Annotated in this window: 6 protein-coding genes; 1 reads left to right on the top strand and 5 read right to left on the bottom strand. The window is 76.9% G+C overall.

Annotated elements, in window-relative coordinates:
• Positions 1-113: 113 nt before the first annotated feature.
• The 3 genes from LV78_RS14365 to LV78_RS14375 all read right to left on the bottom strand — a co-directional run bounded on the left by LV78_RS14365 (position 114) and on the right by LV78_RS14375 (position 3,948).
• A complete protein-coding gene (locus LV78_RS14365) occupies positions 114-1,403 on the bottom strand; it encodes an O-acetylhomoserine aminocarboxypropyltransferase/cysteine synthase family protein (protein WP_425546843.1) in 1,290 nt (429 codons plus the stop codon).
• A gap of 233 nt (positions 1,404-1,636) precedes the next feature.
• Entirely contained in the window at positions 1,637-3,310 is a 1,674-nt protein-coding gene (locus LV78_RS41605; RefSeq protein ID WP_253845768.1) for an SDR family NAD(P)-dependent oxidoreductase, read from the bottom strand.
• Positions 3,307-3,948 carry an NAD(P)-dependent oxidoreductase gene (locus LV78_RS14375; protein ID WP_253845769.1) on the bottom strand — a complete coding sequence of 214 codons (642 nt, stop codon included), beginning with the start codon at positions 3,946-3,948 and terminating at the stop codon, positions 3,307-3,309. Before LV78_RS14375 ends, LV78_RS41605 begins: the two co-directional genes overlap by 4 nt.
• Positions 3,949-4,944: 996 nt before the next feature.
• Between LV78_RS14375 and LV78_RS14380 the strand changes: the two genes are divergently transcribed.
• A complete protein-coding gene (locus tag LV78_RS14380) occupies positions 4,945-22,479 on the top strand; it encodes a type I polyketide synthase (protein ID WP_253845770.1) in 17,535 nt (5,844 codons plus the stop codon).
• Between the two features lie 13 nt (positions 22,480-22,492).
• On the opposite strand, the gene LV78_RS14385 is transcribed toward LV78_RS14380, so the two are convergent.
• The gene (locus LV78_RS14385) at positions 22,493-23,344 is read right to left on the bottom strand and encodes a TIGR03564 family F420-dependent LLM class oxidoreductase (protein ID WP_253845771.1); all 852 of its coding nucleotides are present in this window, start codon (positions 23,342-23,344) and stop codon (positions 22,493-22,495) included.
• Between the two features lie 91 nt (positions 23,345-23,435).
• Positions 23,436-24,650: a glycoside hydrolase family 3 N-terminal domain-containing protein gene (locus LV78_RS14390; RefSeq protein ID WP_253845772.1), complete on the bottom strand. Its 1,215-nt coding sequence runs from the start codon at positions 24,648-24,650 to the stop codon at positions 23,436-23,438.
• Positions 24,651-24,737: the final 87 nt, after the last annotated feature.

The raw sequence follows: 24,737 nt of genomic DNA on the forward strand, positions 1-24,737 counted from the left end.
ACCGCGCCGACCGGGACAGCGGCCCGGTCGGCGCGGCCTCGTGGACCGGGACCGGACGCGCGACCCCGGCGGCGAACCGGGGTCGCGCGACCGGTCCGGCGGCGCGAGCCACCTCACTCCGCGAGCGCCTGCTCCAGGTCGGCCAGCAGGTCGGCGATCCCCTCCAACCCCACCGATAGCCGCACCAGTCCCGCCGTCACCCCGGCCGCCACCTGCTCGGCCGGTTCGAGCTGCGCGTGCGTGGTCGACGCCGGGTGGATGATCAGGCTGCGCACGTCCCCGATGTTCGCCAGGTGGCTGAACAACCGCACCCGGTCCACCAGCCGACGCCCCGCCTCCAGCCCGCCCACCAGCTCGAACGCCACCACCGCGCCGACCCCGAGCGGCAGGTAGCGCCGTCCGGCCGCGTGCCACGGGTCGTCCGGCAGGCCCGCGTAGTGCACCCGCGCCACCTCCGGCCGCCCGGCCAGCCACCGCGCCACGGCCCCCGCGTTGGCCACGTGCCGCTCCACCCGCAGCGACAGCGTCTCGATCCCCTGGAGCAGCAGGAAGCTGTTGAACGGCGACGCGGCGGGTCCCAGGTCGCGCGCCAGCCTGGCCCGCAGCCGCAGCGCGAACGCCAGCTCGCCGAAGTCCGCCGCGAACACCACGCCCCGGTAGCCGGGGTCGGGCTCGGTGAACTGCGGCCAGCGGTCGGGGTCGGCGGCGAAGTCGAACCGCCCGCCGTCCACGACCGCGCCGCCAACGCTGCTGCCGTGCCCGGCCAGGAACTTCGTGGTCGAGTGCACCACCACGTCGGCCTCGTGCTCCAGCGGCCTGCACAGGTACGGCGTCGGGACGGTGTTGTCCACCACGAGCGGCACGCAGGCCGCGTGCGCGACGTCCGCGACCGCGCGCAGGTCCAGCACGTTGCCGAGCGGGTTGCCGACCACCTCGGCGAAGAACGCCCTGGTGTTGGGCCGCACGGCCGCCCGCCACGCGGCAGGGTCGTCCGGGTCGGCCACGAAGTCGACGCCGATGCCCAGCTCGGTGAAGGTGTGGGCGAGCAGCACGCGCGTGCCGCCGTAGAGGGCGGCGGAGGCGACCACGTGGTCGCCGGTGCGGGCGAGGTTGAGCAGCGCCAGGGTGATCGCGGCCTGGCCGCTGGCGAGCACGACGGCCGCGACCCCGCCCTCCAGGTCGGCGAGGCGCGCCTCGGCGACGGCGGTGGTGGGGTTGCCGATGCGGCTGTACGCGTGCGAGTCCAGGTCGCGCAGGGCGCAGACGTCGGCGGCGTGCGCGGAGTCGGCGAACGTGAACGAGGTGGTCTGGTAGATCGGGGTGGCGCGGGCCCCGGTGGTCGGGTCGGGGGACGCGCCCGCGTGGACCTGCCTCGTCTCGAACGACCAGCGCCGGGCTCTCACGTCGCCACCGGGGTCGCCGGGGGCGGTGGGCGGTGGCGCTGAGCTGTCGGGAGGCTGGAACACGGTTGCGGAGCGTAGGGCGGGGTGCGGCCGGGAGCGGTCGGGAAAAGCAAAAGATCATCACTTCCGGTGACACCCGGCCAGGCGATGAGCGGAAACGGCCCGGCGATCGGGCCCGGCGATCGGCCCGACGACCGGCGCGGTCACCGCCCGGCCGCCCCGCGCCCTGGCCGTCAGGGGTGCCCGGTGGCCTTCGCCGCCATGTCCCACAGGAGCGCGCCGAGGACGGGGTCGTCGAGCTGCGGCGAACCGGGGGCCGGGCGGTCGCCGACGTGGTAGCCGGTGGCGCGGGCGCGGCTCGCGATGCGCACGAGCTGGTCGGCCGCCGTCTCCGGGCGGACCAGGAGCGGCCTGGCCAGGAGCGTGAACAGCGCGCCGGGCGCGCCGAGGTGGCGGGCGAAGCCGGTGGCCATGACGCCGGGGTGGAAGTCGGCGACGGGCAGTCCGGGGTTCCGGCGGCCGAGCTCGCGCAGCAGGATGCCGGACACGAGTTTGGCGCGGCCGTAGGCGGCGTAGGCGCCGAGCGGCCGGGCGCCGACCGGCAGACCGTCCACCTCGGACACCGCGAGCGAGGCGCCCCGGTGCGCCCGCGAGGAGGTGGCGACGATCCGACCGCCCGCGAGCGCGGGCAGCAGCAGGGCGTTGAGCAGCCACGGACCGAGCGCGTTGACCTGGAGCACGGGGTCGACGCGGTCGACGGTGGGACCGGTGCGGTCGGGGATGCCGCCCGCGTTGGCGGCGAGGACGTCGATCCTGGACAGCTTGGCGAGCAGGTCGTCGGCGAGGGCGCGGACGGTGGCCAGGCTGCTGAAGTCGACCACGTGCCCGGTGACGCCGAGCTCGGCGGCGAGCGCGGCGGTGCGCTCGGGCGAGCGGCCGACGGGGACGACGCGCGCGCCGAGCGCGTGGAAGCGCCGGGCGGCTGCGGCGCCGAGCCCGGAACTGGCCCCGGTGATCACCACGACCCGGTCGGCCACCGGGTCGTCCACCCCGGACGGGTCGGCGTCCCACGCGCCGGACCGGTCCGCGCCGCGCGGGCTCGGGAGAGCGCTCCCCGCGAACGACTGGCCGGGGTTCCCCGCGCCGGGCCGGTCCGCGCTCCGCGCACCGGGCGGCTGAACGCTCCGGGCCCCGGACCGGTCCACGTCCTGGCCGCCGGAACGGGCGTTCCCCGCGAGCATCGGTCCCGAGCCGGGTCCACTCGCGCCAGGCCGCTCATCGCCACTGGCGCTCACGTCGGACACCGGGTCCACCCCCTCGGCACCCCGCCGGGAACCGGGCCGGTCGCCGCCCCCGCCACCGGGAGGGGCGTCCCCCTCGAACACCGGGGCCGCCCCGCCCCCTTCCGCACCGGCCGCAACGCCACGCCGGGAACCGGACCGCTCACCACCCCGGCCACCGGGACGGGCGTCCCCGGAGGACACCGGGCCCGTGCCGATCACCCACTCGCCGAACTGGTCCGCGCTCCAGGGCGCGCCGACACCCCCACCCCCGGAACCGCCGCCCGCAGGCGGCGGGCCGGGTCTGCCCGGTTCCGCGTGCCGGTGCGCCCCCGCACCGCCGGAGGTCCGGATCGCCGCCTGGAGCGCGGTCCTGAGCGCGTTCCGCACGCCCGCCCGGTGGGTGCTCCAGAAACCGGGCCGGTCGACGCGCCAGATGCCGGGTGGTTGCCGCCGCAGCGCGCCGGGCTGGTCCAGCAGCCACGCGCCGAGCCGGTCGGCCCGCCAGAAGCCCGGCCGGTCGCTGCAGATCCCCGGCTGGTCCGCGCTCCACGCGCCGGGCCGGTCGGCGCTCCAGAAGCCCGGCCGGTCCACGCCGCGCGGGTAGCCGCCCGCGTCGCCGGTCACCGCGCCGCTCCGTGCAGCACGACGCGCCGCCGCGCCAGGTCGTCCCGCTCCACCGCCGACACCAGGAACTCCGCCGCCGCCGAGCGCGACAGGCCCAGCGCGCGCGGCCCGCCGATGTCCGTGCTGGCCCGCCACCCTGCCGCGCCGCGATCGGTGAGGGCCCCCAGGTAGGCGAGGGTCCAGTCGAGCTCGGAGGTGGTCAGCACCCGCTCGGCCGCCCCGTAGTCCCGGTAGTCGCGGCGCACCACCGTGGCCGCGAGCACGCGCAGCACCGGCGAGGCCGCGACCCTGCTGCCGCCCGCGCCCCAGGCCACCGGCACCGCGATCCGCCGCACCCCCTCCGCGCACATCGCGACCACCAGGTTCGCCACGGCGGACGCGACGGCGGCGGGCCCGCGCCGCCGAGCGGTCCACGGCGGGTTGCCGAGCGCGGCGATCACCGCGTCCTGGCCGGAGACGGCGGCCCTGACCTCGGCGGGCCACTCGGCGACCGCGCCGACCCTGACCGCGAGCGCGGGGTCGGCGGGCAGCCCGTCGGCGCGGCGGGCGAACGCGGTCACCTCGTGCCCGACCTCCAGCGCCCGCGCCACCACGCGCCGCCCAAGCCTGCCGTTGGCCCCGACCACCAGGATGCGCACCGGTCCTCCTCAGCCGGCCCCCCGGCCCGCAGACCACTCGCGGGGCCGCGCCCCCGGCGGGACGTCCCCATCCAACTCGCGCCCGGCCGCGCGCAGCACCGCCAGACCGGGGAGCACGACGGGAGGGGCGGGTCGTGCGCTCCCCCGGACGGCCCAGCGCGGACCGCCGGGCGGGTCGCGGCGCCGGGCGGGGAGTGCGGGAACGCGGATTCCCCCTCGGGGAGGCAGCGGGGCGCCGCCCGCTCCGCCGCGCGCGCGGACCGGAGCCGGGCCGGGCGGAAGGCGCGAGGTCCGGGCGCACGCCTGAACAGCTGTTCAGCCGTGCGGACGACGTCTCGCGCGCCGGGTCCGGTGCACGGCGCCCACGTCGCGCGGCCTGTGAAAAAGGCCCGGCCGAGCGCCCTGCGGGAAGCCCACCGGGCGCGCCCGGAACCCGGACGCGCCCGGCGACGAGCAGGCTCCCCGTCCGCAGGCCACGCGGACGGCACGAGCCCGAAAGAGGCAGGTCGGAACACCCCCGGCGGTCGTGGGACCGCCCCCCTGGATCCGCCGCCACCCTCGACCGGACACCCCCGGTTGCCCGCGCTCCCAGGTTCCCCCCGGCCGTGATCACCGGACAATCTTTTCGGCCCAGACCGAAGGGAGGTGCGCGCTCACCGAACCAGGGGTAGTGGGCCGGAGCGCTCCGCCGGGCCCGCGCACCCCTGCGGACGGGCGCCACGATCCGGACACCTCGGACAGGGGCTCGCCGGTACCAGATCACCGGCGCGGAACCGGGCAGCCACACAGCAAAACCCGCCCGTGTGTCAACCGATCCGGTCAACCGCTCCCCGCGCGGTTGCGCACCCCCGTGAGCGGACACAACCATCCCGGCGGTACGGCGCGGGCAGGCGCTGACCGGTCGGCGGGCGCCGACCGGTCCCGGCGCCGGCCGCGCGGGTCCCGTTCCCAGGAACCAGCGCAGGACCAGCCCAGGACGAGCCGGAGAGTCGCACCTTGCCGCCCGAACCAGACCGCGCACCGACCCAGTGGGACGCCTCGGCCGAGCACCGGGCCGAGCAGGCGATCGCCGTCGTCGGCGCGTCCTGCCGCCTGCCGGGGGCCTCCGACCCGCGCGCCTTCTGGCGGTTGCTGCGCGCGGGCGCGGACGCGACCGGGGTCGCGCCCGCCGACCGGTGGGGCCCCGGCGCGCGCGGCGGGGCGCTGGAGCGGGTGGACTGGTTCGACGCGGAGTTCTTCGGCGTGTCCGAGGACGAGGCGCGCGCGATGGACCCGAGGCAGCGGCTGGCCCTCGAACTGGCCTGGGAGGCCGTGGAGGACAGCGGCGCGGTGCCCGGCGCGCTCGCGGGCCTCGGCGTCGGGGTGTTCCTGGGCGTCACCGCCGACGACCGCGCGCGGTGCGGGGTGATCGCCGACCTGGTGTCGCACGCGTTCGGGCTGCGCGGGCCGAGCCTGGTCGTGGACACCGCGCAGTCGTCGTCCCTGGTCGCGGTGCAGCTGGCGTGCGAGTCGCTGCGCTCGGGCGAGTCGGTGGTGGCGCTGGCGGGCGGGGTGGACCTGGTGCTCGCGCCGGAGGGCGCGCGGTCGGGCGAGTTCGGCGGGACGTCCCCGGACGGGCGCTGCCGGGTGCTCGACGCGTCCGCGAACGGCTCCGGGCGCGGGGAGGGCGGGGTGGTGCTGGTGCTCAAGCACCTGGCCACCGCGCTCGCGGACGGCGACGACGTGCACTGCGTGGTGCTGGGCGGCGCGGTCACCGGCGACGGCCCGCACGACGGCCCCGACCCGGCGGGCCAGCGGGAGGTGCTGCGCGCGGCGTACCGGGCGGCGGGCGTGGACCCGGCGGCGGTCGGGTACGTGGAGCTGCACGGCGCGGGCAGCCGCGCGGGCGACCGGGCGGAGGCGCTGGCGCTCGGCTCGGTGCTGGGCGCGGCCCGCCCGCCCGGCTCGCCGCTGCCGGTCGGGTCGGCCAAGACGAACGTGGGGCACCTGGAGGGCGCGGCGGGCGCGGTCGGCCTGCTGAAGGCGGCGCTGGCGATCCGGTTCCGCGAGCTGCCGCCGAGCTTGCACTTCCGGGAGCCGGACCCGGCGCTCGACCTGGACCTGCTGAACCTGCGCGTGCAGACCTCGCTGACGCAGTGGCACGGCGGGTGGGGCGGTGAGCTGGTCGCGGGCGTGAGCGCGTTCGGCGTGGGCGGCACGAACTGCCACCTGGTGCTCGGCGAGGCCCCCGCCCGCACGCCCGCCCCCGAACCGGTGGGCGAGCCGGTGGTGCCGTGGCTGCTGTCGGGGGCGACCCGCGAGGCGCTGCGCGAGCAGGCCGCGCGGCTGGCCGACCACCTGCTGGGCGAGCCGGACTGGACGCCGTCGGACGTCGCGCACACCCTGGCGCGCGCCAGGACCGCGTTCGCGCACCGGGCCGCCGTGGTCGGCTCGACCCGCGAGGAGCTGCTGCACGGACTCGGCGGCATCACCGAGGAGCCCGCGTGGTCCGGAGCGGTGCTGCTGCTGTCCGGGCAGGGCAGCCAGCGGGTCGGCATGGGCAGGCTGCTGCACGGGGCGTTCCCGGTGTTCGCGCGCGCGTGGGACGGGGCGTGCGCGCACCTGGACCCCGGCCTGACCGAGCTGGTGTTCGAGGGGTCGCAGGAGGAGCTGGACCGCACGGAGGTGGCGCAGCCCGCGCTGTTCGCGTTCCAGGTGGCGCTGGCCGCCCTGCTGGCCGCGCACGGGGTGCGGCCGAGCTTCCTGGTCGGCCACTCGGTCGGCGAGGTCGCCGCCGCGCACCTGGCCGGGGTGCTGGACCTGCGGGACGCGGCGACCCTGGTGCGCGCGCGGGCCGGGCTGCTGCGCGAGCTGCCCGCCGACGGGGCGATGGCGGAGATCCGCGCCGGGGCGGCCGAGGTCGCGGCGGCGCTGCGGGACGTGCCCGGCGTGGGCGTGGCGGCGGTGAACACGGCGGACGCCACCGTGGTGTCCGGGGACGGCGCGGCGGTCGACGAGGTGGTGGAGCGCTGGCGGCGGGCGGGCGTGGACGCGGGCAGGCTGCGCACGCGCGGGGCGTTCCACTCGCACCACTGCGACCCGATGGTGGCGGAGCTGGCGGCGGTGGCGTCGACCTTGACGTTCCGGACGCCGCAGGTGCCGGTGGTGTCGACCGTGCTGGGCGAGCCGACCGACGAGATCGCGACCCCCGGCTACTGGGCCAGGCAGCTGCGGGCCCCGGTGCTGTTCCACCGCGCGACGTCGTGGCTGCACGCCCACGACCCGGCCCTGCTGCCGATCCCGTCGACGGCGAACGGGCCGTCCGCGCTGCTGAACTGGCTGGCGCGGGCCCACACCGGCGGGCTGCCGGTGGACTGGCGCGGACTGGTGCCGCACGCGCGACGGGTGCCGCTGCCGACCTACCCGTTCCAGCGGGAGGACTGCTGGTTGGGGGTTGCGGAGGGGGTGGGAGACCCGGAGGCGACGGACTTCTTCGAGCCGGTGGGGGTCTCCGCCGACGCGGAGACGGTGCGGTTCAGCCTGGACGAGCTGGGGGTGGACGCGGACGAGCCGGTCGAGCACGAGGTCGACGGGGACGAGCGCGAACCGGATGAGTTCGAACCGGATGAGTTCGACCGGGCCGATGAGATGCCTGCGGAAGACGCCCGGTTCGACACGGAACCCGAGTACGACGAACTCGATGACGACGAAACGGAGGACGTCGAGCTGGACAGCGTCGAACCGGATGGCGTCGAACCGGATGGCGTCGAACCGGACGGCACTCCCCCGGCTGAGGTCGACCTGGAAGCGACCGAGCAGCCCGAGGTCCGCGCTCCCGAGGTGCCCGATCCCGAGGTCGTGCCCTCCGACTCTCCCACTTTCACCGTTCCTGCTCCCGCCGTCCCCGATGCCGACGCTTCCCGTGTTCCCGCTGTTCCGGGTGCTCCCGCTGTTTCCGGTGCTCCCGCTGTTTTGGGTGTGGAGCCGATCGCCATCGTGGGCACCGCCTGCCGCCTGCCCGGCGGGGTGGACTCCCCCGGTGCGCTGTGGGCGCTGCTGTCCGAGGGCGGTGACGCGATCGTCCCCCTCCCCCCTGCGGACCGGGGCTGGGAGAGCGGCGGTCCGGGCGGTTACCTGGACGGCGCGGGCGAGTTCGACGCCGCGTTCTTCGGCTTGAGCCCGAGCGAGGCCCTGGCGACCGACCCCCGCCAACGCCTCCTGCTGGAAACCGCCTGGGAGGCCTTGGAAGACGCGGGCATCGACCCGACGACGCTGCGCGCCACCACGACCGGCACGTTCGTGGGCACCGGCGCCGACCACCCCGACGCGCCAGGCGGTTGCCCGAGCGCCACGTCCGGTCGGGTGGCGCAAGCACTGGGCCTGGTGGGACCCGCGGTGACCGTGGTGACGGCGTGCTCGTCGTCGTTGGTGGCGGTGCACCTGGCGAGCGAGTCACTGCGCTCCGGCGAGTCCGCGCTGGCGCTGGTGGGCGGTGTGGAGGTCCTGACCACCCTCGAGGCGACCAAGCGCGAGGTCGACGGCCCGAAGCGCAAACCGTTCTCCGAGCATCCCGACGACACCGGCTGGTCCGAGGGCGTGGCTGTGCTGGTGCTGGAACGCCTGAGCGACGCACTCGCGGCAGGACACCCGGTCCTGGCCGTGGTGCGCGGCAGCGCGGTGGGCACGTCCGACACCCCACGATCCACAGCCTCCTCCTCCTTCTCCGATCAGGCCCCCTTCACACAGATCCCCTCCACCCCCGCCCCGCACGCGCAGGACACCCAACCCGCCGCACAAGAACACTTGATCCGCCGAGCCCTGTCCCAGGCCGGACTCACCCCGGACGAGATCAACGCCGTGGAAGCCCACGGCACCGGAACCCCGGCCGAAGACCAAGCCGAACTGACCGCACTGCACGCCGTCTACGGCACGAACCCACACCCGGTCCACCTGGGCGCGCTCCACTCCACCACCGGCCACACGGGGGCGGCATCAGGCGCCGCAGCACTGGTGAAACTGGTCGAAGCCCTGCGCCACGGCACCCTTCCCGCCACCCCGCACCTACCCGCACCGGAAGCCACCCCACCAACACCTGCCGATGAGAGCGCTCCCACGCCTACCTCCGCGCCAACGACCACCGCTGACTCCGAACCAGCCCTCGGAACTGGCCCAAAATCCGGCCCCAGGTCCAAAGCCGAGCCCAAACCGGAGTCCAAAGCCGAGTCCGGGGCCGAAGCCGAGTCCAGGGCCACGCCCACATCCGCTTTCAGGTCCACATCCGTATCCGGGCCAACGTCCTTTTTCACGCCCACGTCGGTATCCGCACCCACGTCGGTATCCGCACCCACGTCCGTCTCCGGGATCGCCTCCTCACTCGTGCCGCTCGTCGAGCCGGTGTCGTGGCCGGAGCCGAGGCGGGTCGGGGTTTCGTCGCTGGGGCGGTTCGGCACGGACGTGCACCTGGTGCTGGAACAGCCGCCCGTCGTCGAGGCGCCGGGTGGTGGTGCGGGGTTGCCGTTGACGCCGTGGGTGTTGTCGGCGAAGTCGCCGGAAGCGCTGCGGGCGCACGGGCTCCGGTTGCGGGCCCATCTCGACGCGCACCCCGAGGCGTCGGCGGCCGAGGTTGCGGTCAGCCTGGTGAGTCGCAGCGGGTTCGCGCACCGGGCCGTGCTGCTGGGGCGGGATCGGGACGAGCTGGTCGGGCAGTTGGACCGCGTGGCGCCCGGTCGGGTGGCCGGGGTGGTGCTGCCGCTGTCCGGACAGGGGGCGCAGCACGTCGGCATGGGACGCGACCTGCACGACGCGTTCCCGGTGTTCGCCCGCGCCTGGGACGAGGTGTGCCCGCCGGAGGTCACCGAGGTCGCCTTCCACGGGCCGTCCGATGAGCTGGACCGGGTCGAGGTGGCGCAGCGGGCGCTGTTCGCGTTCCACGTCGCCCTGTTCCGGCTGTACGAGCACCACGGCGTCACCCCCGACCACCTCGTCGGGCACTCGGTCGGCGAGGTCGCCGCCGCGCACCTCGCGGGCGCGCTGGACCTGGCCGACGCGCTCGCGCTGCTCGACGCGCACGCCCGGCTCGCGGTGGCGCTGCTGCCGGACGGGCTCATGGCCTCGGTGGAGGCCACCGAGCAGGAGCTGGAACCGCTGCTCGGCGACGGCGTGTGCCTGGCCTCGGTGAACTCGCCCGACAGCGCCGTGGTGTCCGGCGACCCCGGCGCGGTGCTGTCGCTGGTCGACCACTGGCGGGCGCGCGGGCGGCAGGCGAACGTGCTGCGCACCGGCGGCGCGTTCCACTCGCACCACTGCGACACGGTCGCCGTGGAGCTGGCGATCGTGGCGACCGGGCTGCAACCGAGGCCGTGCGCGCTGTCCGTGGTGTCGACGTTGGAGGGCAGGCCTGCGGACCGGTTCGCCACGGCGGGCTACTGGGCCCGGCAACTGCGCCAACCGGTGCGGTTCCACGACGCGCTGGAGTGGGCGCGGCGCAGGCACGGCGAGATCACCGTGCTGCCGACCACGCGCCCCGGCGCGGACGGCGTCGCGGACTTCCTCACCGGCCTGGCCCGCGCGCACGAGGCAGGGCGCGCGGTGCGCTGGACCGACCTGCTGCCCGCAGCACGCCGCGTGCCACTGCCCGGCTACCCGTTCCAACGCCGCTGCTACTGGCCCACCCCCGACACCGGGGCGGCACCGGGCGACCTGGGCGTGGAACCCGGCGGCCACCCGCTGCTGACCGCGCGCGTCGACGTGCCCAGCTCAGGCGAGATCGTGTTCACCGGCGTGCTGTCCGCGCAGGCCCACCCCTGGCTGGCCGACCACGAGGTGGGCGGCGTGCCGGTGCTGCCGAGCGCGGCGGTGCTGGACATGGCCCTGCACGTAGCGGCAGTGCTGGACGCGGAACTGGCAGAACTCCTCCTGCACGAACCACTCCCGCTCACCGGCCGCACCGCACTCCGCCTGACCGCCAACCCGCACAACGGCACGCTGGTGCTGCACGTGCGCGAGTCAGACGAGTGGCTCCCCCACGCCACCGCCCAACTCCGCACACCGACAACCAGCACACCCGCCACCACAGCCACGTCCGACGCCACTGCCGCTGCCACCACGGCAACCGCCACTGCCAGCGCTGCTGGCACAGCCGCCACAGCCACGGTCAACACAACCAGTGCGACGACCACGATCAGCACAGACAGCGCACCCACCACGGCTAGCACGACCAACTCAGGCAGCACTGGCAGCGCAGACAGCAAGGCCAACGCAGACAGCACGAGCAGCACGAGCAGCACGAGCAGCAGCACGAACGCGAATGCAGAGACCGGCACGAACACAGGCACGGGCACGAACGCAGGCGCGGGCATTGGTGCAGGCACAGGCGCGACGACCGGAACCACGGCAACCGCGATCAGCACGCTGGCAACCAGCACACGCGGAACCAGCGAACCCGGAACAGCGCTGGCAACGACACCAACAGCGAACGGCAACACCTCCTCCACAAGCAGCACGGCGCTCCACAGCGCAGCACCTCACGGCGCAGCACCGGACGGCGCAACGCTCGACCACACGACCCCTGACAGCACAACGACCAGCGACACAGCACCAGACAGCAATGCCACCGCACACATCACCACAGCGGACAGCACGGGCACTGGGACCACTGACGAGGCGCCCAACACCACGACGCTCGCCGGAACATCCCAACCCGACGGTGGTTCCACCGGAACAGCGACCGCGAACCCGGCGACCACCGGGCCAGCAACCGTCGATCCAGCACACGCCAGCCCTGCGACCGCCAGTCTGGCAACCACCGGTCCAGCCACCACCAACCCGACAAACACCAACCCGGCAACCACCAACCCGACGACCGCCAGCCCAACGACCGCCAATTCAGCTGCCAGCGCAGCGCTCGCCAACCCGGTGACCATCGATTCAGCGGCTACCGGTCCAGCGATTGCCAGCCCGGCAACTACCAGCCCAGCGGCTATCCACCTGACGACAACCAGTCCGGCGACCACCAGTTGGGCGGTTACCGGGTTGGTAACTGCCAGCCCGGCGAACACCAGTCCAGTAGCCACCAGCCCAGCGGCCACCAGCCCTGCGAACACCAGCCCGGTAACCACCAGCCCGGCGACCGCGAACACAGCGACTACCGGCCCGACAGGCTCGGGCCCGCTGGCAGCAGCCATCGGTGCGGCGACCGCAGACCCGGTGGTCACCGATGTGGTGGCCACCGGCGTCGACGTGTCCGGCACCGGCCGTGGGGGCGGTGGTGTCGGGCGCGTCTACGCCGCGTCCACCGGCTCCTGGCTCACCGGCGCGGTTCACGTCGACGCTGGCCCCGACGCGGCGCACGAGGGCGCCGCAGCCAGCGAGGGCGTTACCGGTCCGGCGCGCCTCGGGAGCGGCTCGGGCGGCGGTCACGTGGTGAGCGATCGCGTCGCGGACGAGCACGCGGTGGGCGAGCGCGTTGCGGGTGTGCCCGCCTCGTACGACCACTCGGCGGGCAACTCCAAGATTAGTGACGTCGCGAACCGCTCGCACGTGTCCGGAGAGCACCAATCCGAAGAACACCCGTCCGGGGAAAGCACCGCCGCTGACCAGCGGTCCGAGGGTGCGGCCGTCGTCCTGCCGCCGGGAATCCCGGTCGACCTGACCGACGCGGACGACGTCCTCGCGGCCAGGGGTGTGCGGCGCGGGCCCGCGTTCCGTGGGTTGCGCGGGGTGTGGCAGGACGGGCGGGTGCTGCACGTCGAGGTGGAGCCGGACGGGGTGCCGGGGACGGCTTGGCGGGTGCACCCGGCGCTGCTCGACCCGGTGTTGCAGGCCGTGCTGCTGGACGGTTCCACGCCGCCGCTGGCGCTGCGCTGGTCGGGGGTCCGGTTGCGGCGGGGTGGTGGCACGGGGTTGCGGGCGCGGGTCGAGCGGATCGGGCGGGACTCAGTGCGGATCACCGCGCACGACCAGGACGGGCGGCCGGTGCTGGAGGTCGACCAGGTGGAGTTCCTGGGGGGCGTGGCGGACGGGCTGTTCACCCGGAGCTGGACCCGGATCGACCCGCACCACAAGACGCGCACCGGCGACGCGCCAGCGGGCAACTCGTCAACGGGCAATGCGTTCGCTGGGAGCTCGCGCCCCGGCAGCGCGCAGTTCGGCGGCGCGTCGAACCGCAAGTTCGGCAGCGTCCAGTTCGGCGGCGCATCGAACCACAGCGTCCAGTTCGGCAGCCCGTCGAACCACAGCGTCCAGTTCGGCAGCACCCAGCCCAACAGCCCGTCGAACCACAGCGCGCACTTCGGCAACGCGCCGCACGACACCCCCCACCCCCTCACCACCGTCGTGCTCGACCACCGCGAGCCCTCCCCCGTCCCGAAGCTCGTCGCCGAGCGCGTGCTCGCCCGCCTCGCGGGCGACCCGACCGCCCGCCTGGTCGTCCGCACCCTCGGCGCCGTCGCCGCCCTGCCGGGCGAGCTGCCCAACCCGACCGCCGCCGCGCTCTGGGGCCTGCTGCGCGCCGTCCGGGAGCAGCACCCGGACCGGGTCGCGCTGGTCGACGGCGACGGGGACCTCGCGCCCCTGCTCCCCCTGGACGAGCCCGAGATCGCCCTGCGCGGCGCGGTCGCGCTGGTCCCCGAGCTGCTCCCCGCCGACCTCCACCCCGAGCCGGTGCGGCCGTGGCGGTTGGAGGTCGTGGAGCCGGGGCTGGTCGACGGGGTCGGCCCGGTGGCCCGCCCGCTGCGCCCGCTCGCGCCAGGCGAGGTGCGGATCGCGGTGCGGGCCGCAGGGCTCGGGCTGCGGGACGTGCACGCGGCGCGCACCGCCCCGGTCGGCACCGCGCTGGGGCGCGAGGCGGCGGGCGTGGTGACCGGGACGGCCGAGGACGTGTTCGGGTTCCGGGTCGGCGACCCGGTGTTCGGGCTGGTCGACGGGTGCCTGGGGCCGATCGCGACGGCCGACCACCGGTTGCTGGCGCACGTGCCGCACGGCTGGTCGTTCGCCGAGGCCGCGTCGGTGCCGTCCGCGTTCCTGACCGCGCACTGCGCGCTGCACCACCTCGCGGGCGTGCGGCCGGGCCAGCGGGTGCTCGTGCACCGCGCGGCGGGCGGGGTCGGGTCGGCCGCGGTGCACCTGCTGCACCGGGCGGGCGCCGAGGTGTTCGCGACCGCGCACCCGGACAAGTGGCCCGCGCTGCACGCGATGGGCGTGCCGCCGGAGCGGGTGGCCTCCTCGCGCGACCTGGTGTTCCTGGACCGCTTCCCGCAGGTGGACGTGGTGCTGGGCGGCGATCCGGAGAGCACGACGGCCTCGCTGGCGCTGCTGTCCCCGACCGGTCTGCTGGTCGACGTGGACGGCGCAGGCCCGCGCGAGGACCCGAGGTGGCGCGGGTTCGACCTGGCCGGGGTGGACCCGGACGTGCTGGTCGCGGTGTTCGCCCGGCTGCTGTCCGACGGGGTGGAGCCGCTGCCGCTGCGGGCGTGGGAGCTGCGGCGCGCGGGCGAGGCGCTGCGGCACCTGGCGGCGGGCGGGCACACCGGCAAGGTCGTGCTGACCGCCCCGGCGCGCGCCAGGCGCGGCACGGTGCTGGTGGTCGGCGGCACCGAGGGGCTGGGCGCGGCGGTCGCCAGGCACCTGGCCCCGCAGCACGACCACCTGGTGCTGGTCGGGCGCGTGCACGACGCCTGGGAGCTGCGGCGGGAGCTGGAGGAGCACGGCGCGGCGGTCACCGTCGAGGCGGGCGACCCGGACGACGCCAGGGCGCTGGCCAGGCTGGTCGACGCGCACCGCCCCACCGGGGTCGTGCACGCGCCGCGCCCGGTGGCGGACGTGTCGGCGGCGCTGCGCTCGGCGACCGGGACCGCGTGGGCGCTGCACGAGGTGACCAGGCACCGGGACCTGGACTTCTTCCTGCTGCTGCCGTCGGCACGTCCCCAAGGGCAGGCGGACGCGGCGGTGGCGGCGTTCCTGGAGGCGCTGGCCGTGCACCGCAAGGGGCTGGGCCTGCCCGCGCAGGCGGTCGGCCTGGACGACCCGGCGCGGGTGCCGGAGCTGCTGGAGACCGCCCGCGCCACCCCGCACACGGTCCTGGTGGCGCTGGACGGGGCCCCGCCGCCGCGCGCCCCGTTCACCGAGGCCCCAGCGCCCCGGGCGCTTCCGGAGGAGCTGCCGCAGGAAGAGCCCGAGCTGCCGGAGCCACCGGCGGAGGTCGTCGAGCGGCCCGCCGCTCCCCCGGCCGACGACCCGGTGGTCGTGATCGGCATGGCGTGCCGGCTCCCCGGCGGCGTCGAGAGCCCGGACGACCTGTGGGACCTGGTGCTGTGCGGCGGAACCGAGGCGCGGCAGGGCTGGGACGTCGCCGAGCTGCTGGACGCCGGGCACGCGCCCGCGAGCGGTGGCCTGCCGGGCGCCGACGAGTTCGACGCGGCGTTCTTCGACATCAGCCCGAGCGAGGCCACCGCCATGGACTCCGGCGAGCGCCTGCTGCTGGAGGTCGCCTGGGAGGCGCTGGAGCGCGCGGGCGTCGACCCGGAGGCGCTGCGCGGCGGTCCGGCGGGCGTGTTCACCGGAACCACGGCTCAGGACGGCGCCCAGGGCGGTGATCCCTCCGCTCGGGTGTCGCGCACGCTGGGCCTGTCCGGTCCGGCGATCACCGTCGCGGCGGCGGACTCGTCGTCGCTGGTCGCCGTGCACCTGGCGGCCCGGTCGCTGCGCTCGGGCGAGTCCGGGCTGGCGCTGGCCTGCGGGGTCGCGGCTGGTGACGCGCCCGGTGGCGCGGAGCGGGCCGAGGGCGTGGGCGTGCTGGTGCTCCAGCGGTTGTCCGAGGCGCGGCGCGCCGGGCGGCCGGTGCTGGCGGTGCTCGCGGGCAGCGCGGTCACCGGGGGCGTCGCGGCGCGCAAGCGCGTGGTGCGCGCGGCGCTGGCGGAGGCCGGGCTCGCGGCGCGGGACGTCACCGCCGTGGAGGCCACCTCCGGCGATCCGGGCGAGGGCGCGGAGCTGCTGGCCGCGTACGGGCACGACCGGCCGACGCCGGTGCGGGTGGGGTCGCTGCGCCGGGCCACCGGTCACACCCTGGCCGCGTCGGGCGTCGCCGGGGTGATCAAGGTGGTGCAGGCGATCCGGCACGGGCTGCTCCCGGTGGAGCGCGAGGGCGGCGCGGCGCGGGACGCCCGGCCGTGGCCCGGCGTGCGGCGGGCCGGGGTGTCGTCGTTCGGGGCGTCCGGGTCGAACGCGCACGTGGTGCTGGAGCAGGCCCCCGAAGCGCCGATTAGGTCCACTGTGGATGGTGACGTCCCGGTGGTGTGGCCGCTGTCCGCGCGCACGGCGGAGGCGCTGCGCGCCCAGGTGGCCCGGTTGCACGCGCACCTGGTCGACCAGCCGCACTGGACCCCGGCGGACGTGGCCGCGTCGCTGGCCGCCCGCACCGGGTTCGAGCGGCGCACCGCCGTCGTCGGCCGGGACCGCGCCGAGCTGCTGCGGAACCTGCGCGACCTGGCGGTGCGGGAGGTCGACCCGGCCGCGCGCCGCGTCGTACTGCTGTTCCCCGCCGAGGGCGGCCACTGGCCGGGCATGGGCCGGGAGCTGCTGCGCACCAGCCCGGTGTTCGCGGAGGCGCTCGCCGAGTGCGACGCGGCGCTGTCCGAGCACCTGGGCTGGTCGGTGCTGCGGACGCTGCGCGAGGGCGGTCCGCTGACCGGGTCCGACGTGGCGCAGCCGGCGCTGTTCGCGTTCCAGGTGGCGCTAGCCAGGTTGTGGGAGCACCACGGGGTGTCCCCGGCGGCAGTCGTGGGCTGCGGCGAGGGCGAGGTGGCGGCGGCGCACGTCGCCGGTGGGCTCGACCTGGCGCAGGCCGCGCGGGTGGTGTGCCTGCGGGCGCGGGTGCTCGCGGGCTCGCTCGGCGGGCGCGGCGCGCACACCGAGCACGTGGAGCGGGCGCACGAGGAGCTGGTGAGGCTGCTCGCGGACGTGCGGCCGGGCGAGGGCGCGATCCCGTTCTGCTCCACGGTCACCGGCGGGCTGCTGGACACCTCCGAGCTGGACGCCGAGCACTGGTACACCACCCTGCGCGACCCGGTGCTGCTGGACGAGGCGCTGCTGGCGCTGCGCGCCGAGGGCCTCGGCGCGGTGGTCGAGGTCGGCCCGCACCCGGCGCACCCGGACGTCGCGCTGGGCGCGCTGCGCCGGGGCGCGGACGACGCGGTCGCGTTCGCCGAGGCGCTGGCCGAGGTGTGGGCGGGCGGCACGCCGGTGCTCTGGCGCAGCCGGGGCGGGCACGTCGAGCTGCCCACCTACGCGTTCCAGCACCGGAGGTTCTGGCGCGGCCCCGGTTCCGCCGGGCTGCCGGTCACCGAGGGCGAGCCGGACCCGCACACCCTGGTCCCGCACCTGGTCGCGGCGGTGCTCAAGCGCGGCGCGGCCGGGATCGACGGGCACCGCACGTTCCGCGAGCTGGGGTTCACCTCGCTGGAGGCGGTGCGGCTGCGCGACCACCTGATCGCGACCACCGGTCTGCGGCTGCCCGCGACGGTCGTCTACGACCACCCGACGCCGTCCGCGCTGGCCGACCACCTGGCGGTGCTGCTGAGCCGGGGTGCGGCGGCCGACGAGCGGGCCGAGAGCGCGCGGCCCGCGCTGGAACCGGTCGTGGTGGTGGGCACGGCGTGCCGCCTGCCCGGCGGGGTCGGCACGCCGGAAGCGCTGTGGGAGCGGCTGGTCGCGGGCGAGCCGCCCGCGCCGGGGGCGGTGGACGCGGAGCGGTTCGACGCCGCGTTCTTCGACCTGTCGCCGGAGGAGGCCGCCGAGGTCGGCGCGGGTGAGCGGCTGCTGCTGGAGACCGCGTGGGAGGCGCTGGAGCGGGCCGGGATCGACCCGCGCGCGCTGCGCGGCACCGCGACCGGGGTGTTCACCGGCGGTCAGCCGCCGGGCCGGGTGGTGCGGGCGCTGGCCCTGGAGGGGCCGTCGATCGGCGTCGCGGACGGGTCGGAGCTGGTGGCGGTGCACCTGGCCGCGCAGTCGCTGCGGTCCGGGGAGTCGGTGCTGGCGCTGGTCGGCGGGGTCGACGCGGACGGGCGGACCGGGGTGCTGGTGCTGGAGCGGCTGGCGGACGCGGTGCGGGGTGGACGCGGGGCGCAGGTCGTGGTGCGCGGGTCGGCGGTGAACTCGGACGGCGGCGGGGACGTCGCGGGACGAGGGGTCCCGGCCAGGCGGCGGGTGGTGCTGCGGGCGCTGGAGGCCGCCGGGCTCACCGAGGAGCAGGTCCCGGAGCGGGCCGGGTTCGACGGCCGGATCACCGGGATCGTCCTGGTGGCGCAGGCGATGCGGCACGGGCTGCTGCCGCCGTCCGACGACGGCCGGGAGTGGCCGGAGCCGCGCCGGGTCGGGCTCTCCGCGTCCGAGGCGGGCGGGAACGCGCACCTGGTGCTGGAGCAGCCCGAACCCCGGCCCGACCCGCAGCCCGAGCCCGAGGACGCCGGTCCCGACCGCCCGGTGCCGTGGCTGCTGTCCGCCCGCACCCCGCGCGCGCTGCGCCAGCAGGCCGCCAGGTTGGGCGCGCACCTGGCCACCACCTCGTGGTCGCCCTCGGACGTGAGCCGCTCGCTCGCCACCCGCGCCGACTTCGAGCACCGCGCGGTGCTGCTCGGCCGGGACCGCGCCGAGCTGCTCGCCGCGCTGGCCGACTTCCGCCCCGAGCCTGGGCCGGCGGGGTCGGTGCTGCTGCTGTCCGGGATGGGCGCGCAGCGCGCGGGCATGGGCCGCGACCTGTACGACGCGTTCCCGGTGTTCGCCTCGGCGTGGGACGAGGTGGCGGCCCGGTTCGAGGTCCCGCTGACCGACCTGGTGTTCCACGGCGGCGACCTGGACCTGCCCGAGGTCGCGCAACCGGCGCTGTTCGCGTTCCAGGTGGCGCTGTTCCGGCTCTACGAGCACCACGGCGCCACGCCCGACCACCTGGTCGGCCGCTCGGTCGGCGAGGTCGCCGCCGCGCACCTCGCGGGCGTGCTGGACCTGCCCGACGCGACCGCGCTGGTGACCGCCCGCGCCCGGCTGCTCGCCGCGCTGCCCCGCTCGGGCGTGATGGCGCGGATCGGGGCGAGCGAGGCGGAAGTCGTCGCGGCGCTGGGGGAACGGGTGTCGGTGGCGGCGGTGACCGGTCCGGACAGCGCGGTCGTCTCCGGTGACGCGGACGCGGTCGCGGCGGTCGTCGAGCACTGGCAGGCGCTGGGCCGCCCGGTGGAGCAGCCGCGCGCGGGCGGGGCGTTCCACTCGCACCACTGCGACGCGCTGGTCGGGGAGCTGGCGCGGGTCGCCGAGCGGCTGGTGGTGCGCGCCCCGGCGCTGCCGGTGGTGTCGACGCTGGTGGGGGCGCCCGCCGAGGACTTCGGCACGGCGGACTACTGGGCGCGGCAGCTGCGCGGCCCGGTCCGGCTGCACGCCGCGCTCACCTGGTTGGCGGAGCACGCCGGGCCGCTGCGGGTGGTCCGGTCGGACGGGGCGGGCGCCGAGGCGTTCCTGGCGGACCTGGCGCGGGCGCACGGCGCGGGGCGGCCGGTGGACTGGACCGGGCTGATCCCGGCCGGGCGAGCGGTGGAGCTGCCGACCTACCCGTTCCAGCGGGAGGTCCTGCCGCCGCGCGACCACCGGGCGTCGACCGCGCCGGGCGAGCTGGGGCTGGACGAGGGCGGGCACCCGCTGCTGGGCACGCGGGTGGACGTGCCGGAGAGCGCCGAGGTCGTGTTCACCGGGCGGGTCTCGGGGCGGCCGTGGTTGGCCGACCGGACCGCGCACGGGGTCGCGGTGCTGCCCGGCGCGGCGCTGCTGGACCTGGCGCTGCACGCGGCTCGGCGGACGGGGCGCGGCGGGGTCGCCGAGCTGGTGGTGCACGCGCCGCCGGGGCTGGACGGACCGGTGGCGCTGCGCGCGCGGGTCGACGGGGCGGAGCTGGTGGTGCACGCGCGGGAGGACGAGGGGGCGTGGACGCGCTGCGCCACCGGGGTTCTCGCCGAGCCGGTTCCCGCCGAGTCCACTGTGGACCGTGAGGCGTGGGGCCCGGCCGAGTGGCCGCCCGCGGGCGCGGAACCGGAGCCGGTCGCGCACCCGGCCGGGCTCGGACCGGCGTTCCGGGGGGTGCGCGCGGTGTGGCGGGACGACACCGCCCGGTACGCGGAACTCGTGCTGCCGCGAGGGGTTCCGGCCGAGGAGTGGCTGATCCACCCGGCGCTGCTGGAAGCCGCCGCGCTGCTCGGCGCGGCGCCACCCGACCCGCTGGCGCACGCGTGGCACGACGTCGTCCTGCACCACCCCGGCCGCGCGCCGGGTGAGCTGCGGGCGCGGCTGCTGCGCTCCCCCGGCGGGACGCGGCTGGACCTGGCCGACGCCGAGGGCGCGCCCGTCGCGTCGATCGGCGCGGTGGAGCCGCGCGCGGCGGCGGTGGCCGAACGGCGGGGCGCGCTGTTCCACGAGGTGTGGGAGCCGTGCCCGAGCGGCGGTCCGGTCGGCGGGTTCGCCGTGCTGGACCGGCGCGGGGGCGTCGACAGCGCCGAGCAGGCGCGGCGGGCGCGGGCGGAGGTCGTGGCGCGGCTCGCGGAGCACCCGCTGCTGGTGGTGCTGACCCGCGACGCGGTGGCGGCGCGCGGGCAGGACCGGGTCGACCCGGCGGGCGCCGCGCTGCGCGGGCTGGTCGGCGCGCTCCAGGTCGAGCACCCAGGGCGGATCGTGCTGGTGGACGCCGAGCGCGCCGAGGACGTGGAACGCGCGGTGTCGACCGGGCGGGAGCAGGTGGCGGTGCGCGGCGGGACGGCGTTCGCGCCCCGGCTGGTCGCCGAACCGCAGCCCGCGCTGGAGGTCCCGGACGGGCCGTGGCGGCTGGAGGTCGGCGCGGAGGGCGTCGTCGCGGTGGCGCGCCCCCTGGCCGCGCTGGAGCCGCACGAGGTGCGGGTGGCGGTGCACGCGTCCGGGGTGGGCCTCCGGGACGTGCGCGCGCTGCCCGCCGCCGGACCGGGGGTCCCGCTGGGCGCGGACCTGGCCGGGGTGGTCGCCGAGGTCGGCGCGGACGTGGACGGGCTCGCGGTCGGCGACCGGGTGTTCGGCCTCGCGGACGGATCGGCGGCCCCCGAGGTGGTGGTCGACCAGCGCTCGCTCGTGCCGGTGCCCCCGTGGTGGTCGTTCGCCGAGGCCGCGTCGGTGCCGTCGGCGTTCCTGACCGCGCACTACGCGCTGCGGCACGTGGTGAACCTCCAGCCGGGGCAGCGGGTGCTGGTGCACGCGGCGCCCGGCGGGGTCGGCGCGGCGGTGGTGCTGCTGGCGCGCGCCACCGGGGCCGAGGTGTGGGCGACCGCGCACCCGGACGGGCGGCACGCGCCGGACCTGCCCGCCGAGCGGGTCGCGTCGTCGCTGGACCTGGCGTTCCGCGAGCGGTTCCCCCAGGTGGACGTGGTGGTGAACGCGCTGCCCGAGGAGTTCGCGGCGGCCTCGCTGGAGCTGGTGCGGCCAGGCGGGTACTTCGTGGAGCTGGGCTCGGCCGCACCGGACCTGACCGGGTTCCCTGCCGTGCGGCACCGGGTGCTGGACCTGGCCGAGGTGACCCCGGACCGGGTGCAGCGGATGCTGTCCCGGCTGGTCGCCGAGGGGGTCGAGCCGCTGCCCGCGACCGCGTGGGACGTGCGGCGCGCGCCCGAGGCGCTGGGGCAGGCGGGGAAGGTCGTGCTGGTGGGGCCGCGCGCCGACGCGGGCGCGGTGCTGGTGGTCGGCGGCGGACCGGTCGGGACCGCGCTGGCCAGGCACCTCGCCGGGCGGGGGCGGCGGGTGGTGATCGCCGGTCGGCGGGACGCGTGCGCGGTCGCGGCGCTGCGGGAGGAGCTGGGCGCGGTGGTGCTGGACCTCGACCTCTCGGACGGGGTGGCGGTGCGGCGGGCGCTGGGCGAGCACGCGGTGACCGGGGTGGTGCACGTGGCGCGGGAGCCGGGCGAGGCGTTCGACCGGGCGTGGCGGCTGCACGAGGCGGCCGGCGACCTGGACCTGTTCGTGCTGTGCGGGTCGGCGCGGTGGGCGCTGGGCGGGGACCCGGAGGAGGCCGCGGCGTGGGCGTTCCTGGCCGGGATCGCGCTGGCGCGGCGGCGGTCCGGGTCGGCCGGACTGGCGCTGGCGTGGGGGCCGTTGGCCGGGGAGCCCGAGGTGGGCGGGTCGCGGCCGTTGCGGGTGGACGAGGCGCTGCGGCTGTTCGACCGGGCGGTGGCCGGGGTGGAGCCGGTGGTGCTGCCGATGCGGTGGTCGCCGGGCGAGGGGCCCGCGACGCTGCCCCGGCAGCGGGCGCAGACCGGGAGGACCGAGGTGTCGACGGCGCTGGAGGCGCTGGCGGCGCTGGACGGGGTCGATCTCGGGGAGGAGGCGCGCGGGGCGCTCGTCGAGCGGTTGCGGGCGCTGCTGCCGCAGGTCGCCGACGAGGAGCCGGACGTGCCGGGGGCGGGTGAGCCGGAACCGTCCGGGCCCGCTGCGGCGGACGCCCCCGACGAGGCGCCCGCCGAGGACCGGGAGGCGGTCCTGCGGGGCGGGGACGGCGAGGCGTGACCCGCCGTGCCCGTCAGCCGCGCAGTCCGGCCGCCACCTCGTGCGCCCGCGCGCGGTCGGCTGGCGGGCCGAGCACGGCGAGCACCAGGTCCGTGGTGCCCGCGTCGCGCAGGCGGGTGAGCTGGGCGAGCACCTGCTCCTCGGTGCCGACCACCGCCGTGTCGCCCACGCCGGCCAGCCCGCCCCGGTCGAGCAGCGCCCGGTAGGCGGGCATCCGCGACGCCGCGCCGAACGCCTCCTCCACCTGGGCGCGCGCCGCGTCCGGGTCGTGGGTGATCGCCACCAGGACGCTCACCACGATGCGCGCGCCGTCCCCCAGCGCGGGCGCCAGGTGCCCCTCGACCAGCTCGGGCGTGCACCAGGTGGCGACGACGCCGTCCGCGAGGTCCCGCGCGACCCGGAGCATCCTGGGCCCCAGCGCGGACAGCAGCACCGGTGGTGGCGCGACGGGCTGGTCGAGCCGGATGTCGACGGTGAAGTGCTCGCCCGCGTGCCGCACGTGCTCGCCGCGCAGCAGGGGCCGCAGGACCTCCAGGTACTCGCGGGTGTGCGCGGCGGGCGAGGTGTACGGCAGGCCGAGCTGGTCGGTGACGTGCCAGGCGTGGCTCGGGCCGATGCCGAGGGTGAGCCTGCCGCCGACCAGGGCCTGCGTGGTGAGCGCCTGGGTGGCCAGGGCGACCGGGTGCCGGGGGTAGGTGGGCACGATGGCGGTGCCCAGCTCCAGCTCGCCGGGGCCGTGCGCGGCGAGCAGCGCGAGCGGGTCCCAGCCGCCGGGCATCTGGTTGGTCCAGGCGCTGTCGACGGGCAGGTCCTCGGGGCGCTCGCCGCTGATGGGCAGCCCCGCCTGGTGGGTACCGATCCTCATGCAGCCCACCCCACCGCGCCGCTGACGGCCGAACCAGACCCGATCGGCACGCGCAGCGATCACCGGAACTGATCGACGCAGGTGGGGGGCGCTAGCAGACGTGCTTGGACTTGAGGACGCGGCGCAGCGAGCGGTCCACCCGCTCGGCGCTGAGCTCCCCGCCCGCGACGGCCCGCTCCAACCGGTCGAGCACCTCGCCGACCCGGCCGCCGGACGACCACAGCGCCACGTCCGCGCCCGCGACCAGCGCGCGCAGCACCGCATCAGGCAGGTCGGCCAGGTCGGTGACCGCGCGCATCGCGCCAAGGTCGTCGGTCATGACCAGGCCGTCGAAGGCGAACTCGCCGCGCAGCAGCTCGTAGGCGGCCGGGCTCAGGCTCGCGGGCAGGCCGCCGGTCAGGTCGGGGACCTCGATGTGGCCGACCATGACCTGCACGTCGGCGCCGAACCTGGGCAGCTCCCGGTAGGGCGCGAGGTCGTGGGCGCGCAGCTGGGCCAGCGGGGGCGCGGTGACCGAGCCGAGGTGCGAGTCGCCGGAGGTGTTGCCGTGGCCGGGGAAGTGCTTGACCACCGAGACGACCCCGGCCTGCCGCAGGCCCTCCGCGAACGCCTCGGCGTAGGAGACGGCGGTGGCCGGGTCCGGGCTGAACGAGCGGTCGCCGATGACGGTGTTCGCGGCCTGGCCGGTCAGGTCGAGCACGGGGGCGAGGTCGGTGTTGACGCCGCGCGCCTTCATGGCCTCGCCGCGCACGCGGGCCAGTTCCCTGACCTGCTCGGTGGACATGGTGCGGGTCATGGTGCGGGCGCTGGGGATGTCGCCGTCGAGCGCGTCGATGCGCTGCACCCGGCCGCCCTCGTCGTCCACCGAGACGGTGAGCGGGAGCTTGGCGGCGGCGTGCACGGCGGCCAGCGCGTTGCCCGACAGCAGGCCGACGTCGTCGCCGCCGACGAAGATGCCGCCGACCTGCTCGGAGCCGACGATGGACAGGGCGTCCTGCGGGCCGCGCGGGTTGACGCCGACCTGGAGCAGCTGGGCGAGCCGGGCGCGCGGGGTGAGCGCGGCCAGGGTCGGCGCGCACGGGTCGGGCGGCGGGGTGGAGGTCGTGGTCGTGGTGGTCGTCGCGCCGGTCTCGGCGGGCGCGTCCTCGGGGACGGCGGAACCGGTGACGCTGGTGTCCCGGTTGAGCGCGACGCCGGTGAGCACGGAGGCGGCGAGCACCGCGCCGAGCGCGACGGACCCGAGCTTGGCGGCGGACGCGCCGCGCCGTGCCGGGCTGCGCCGCGGGTCCCTGCCGTGCTGCTCCACGGCAGGGACGATACCGCCGCACCGGGACGGCGGGCGCACCGGCGGGTGGGGCGCGGCACAAGTCAGGGGGTGTTCATCACCACTGCG

Origin of the sequence: Actinosynnema pretiosum (assembly GCF_024171695.1) — a bacterium.
Taxonomy (GTDB): Bacteria; Actinomycetota; Actinomycetes; order Mycobacteriales; family Pseudonocardiaceae; genus Actinosynnema; species Actinosynnema pretiosum.

Coding starts and splice junctions, on each gene's coding strand:
- LV78_RS14385 (WP_253845771.1), bottom strand. CDS start 23,344: ATGAGGATCGGTACCCACCAGGCGGGGCTGCCCATCAGCGGCGAGCGC.